The sequence below is a fragment of the Fontimonas sp. SYSU GA230001 genome, assembly GCF_040066175.1.
Lineage (GTDB): Bacteria > Pseudomonadota > Gammaproteobacteria > Nevskiales > Nevskiaceae > Solimonas.
This window is the reverse complement of record NZ_JBEAAM010000062.1, coordinates 1-629: the sequence shown is the minus strand read 5'-3', so window position 1 is coordinate 629 and position 629 is coordinate 1. Positions and strand designations below refer to the sequence as shown.

Below are 629 nucleotides of genomic sequence, written 5' to 3'. Positions count from 1 at the left end.
GCGCCGCTCCGGCGGCCCCCGCCACCTTCATCTTCTTCTTCGGCATAGATGCTCCTGGTTCTCATCTTATGCCTCACACACAAAATTCAGGACAGGCCCACCCCATCTTGAGCGCCTGGGCCTGCTCCGCCAGTGCATCGAGGGCCTTGCTGCGCTCAGCGTCGATCCGCTCCTTGTACGCGATCACGTCCTGGTAGCGGACGCGGCGGTGCGTGCCGATCTTGTGGAACGGGATCTCGCCGCGCTCCAGCAACTGCACGAGGAACGGTCGCGAGACGTTGAGCACATCCGCTGCGTCCTGGGTCGTCAGCTCGGCGTGGATCGGGATGATGCTGACCGCGTTGCCCTCACCGATTTCGGTCAGGACGTCCACGAGTAGCCGCAGCGCCGACACCGGGACGCGAACCGGATGGGCCGCGCCCTTTTCGTCAAAGATTTCGATCTGTTGGGTTTCCGCGCGGGTCTGCAGGAAGGCGGACAGCGCCCGACCGCTCTCGCGGGCGATGGCAACTTCTTCGGCCGTGGGCAATTGCGTATTCCGCGCCATGCCGGTCCATGATTCCGCCGCATGTCGGTCCAGCGTTCCGCGGCAAGCCGGTCCACGATTCCGCGGCATGTCGGTCCAGTAG

General features: G+C 64.7%; 1 protein-coding gene. It reads right to left on the bottom strand.

Annotated elements, in window-relative coordinates:
• Positions 1–73: 73 nt before the first annotated feature.
• Positions 74–547, bottom strand: coding sequence for a helix-turn-helix domain-containing protein (locus tag AAG565_RS15735; protein WP_348820593.1), 474 nt, complete (start codon positions 545–547; stop codon positions 74–76).
• Positions 548–629: the final 82 nt, after the last annotated feature.